The sequence below is a fragment of the Prevotella sp. LCP21S3_D2 genome (genome assembly GCF_052118345.1).
Taxonomy (GTDB): Bacteria; Bacteroidota; Bacteroidia; order Bacteroidales; family Bacteroidaceae; genus Prevotella.
The window spans coordinates 1-929 of sequence record NZ_JBQKHJ010000074.1 but is presented as its reverse complement, the minus strand read 5'-3'; the positions used below and the strand labels follow the sequence as shown (position 1 = coordinate 929).

Below are 929 nucleotides of genomic sequence, written 5' to 3'. Positions count from 1 at the left end.
CTCTTCAACGGGGACTTCCGTCGCCCCGCGGTGGTTTCACTGCTCCGTCTCCACGTCGCCCCATGCGGCAGTGACGGAATATTAACCGTCTCTGCCATCGCCATCGCCGTTCGGCTTAGACTTAGGACCCGACTGACCCCGGGCTGATTGGCATTGCCCGGGAAACCTTGGTCTTACAGCGGGAGGGAATCTAACCCTCCTTATCGTTACTTATTCCTACATTTGCTTTACTCACCGCTCCAGGATAACTTACGTACACCATTCGACGCTGTGAGTATGCTCCCCTACCGATACTTTCATAATTGCTATCCCGCGCCTTCGGTGTCTGCCTTATACCCGATTATTATCCATGCCCGGACCCTCGACTAGTGAGCTGTTACGCACTCTTTGAATGAATGGCTGCTTCCAAGCCAACATCCTAGCTGTCATAGGGACCAGACTTCGTTAGACTAACTCAGGCAGAACTCCGGGACCTTAGACGGCGGTCTGGATTCTTCTCCTCTCGGGGACGGACCTTAGCACCCGCCCCCTTACTGCCGGACTGCAGACCGTGAGCATTCGGAGTTCGTCAGGACTCGATAGGCGGTGAAGCCCTCTTGTCCTATCGGTCGCTCTACCTCTCACGGTGACCATCCGACGCGGCACCTAAATGCCTTTCGGGGAGTACGAGCTATCTCCAAGTTTGATTGGCCTTTCACTCCTACACTCGGCTCATCCAGAAGCTTTTCAACGCTTATTGGTGCGGACCTCCATCCCGTGTTACCGGGACTTCATCCTGGCCAAGTGTAGATCACTTGGTTTCGCGTCTACCCCCACTGACTGTGCGCCCTGTTCAGGCTCGCTTTCACTGCGGCTACGTGTCTCATGACACTCAACCTCGCCAGTGACGGTAACTCGTAGGATCATTATGCAAAAGGCACGCCGTCACA

1 rRNA gene is annotated in these 929 nt (G+C 55.0%); it reads right to left on the bottom strand.

Annotation, left to right across the window (positions count from 1 at the left end):
• A 23S ribosomal RNA gene (locus tag ACTQ16_RS16630) occupies positions 1 to 929 on the bottom strand; the annotation flags it as partial.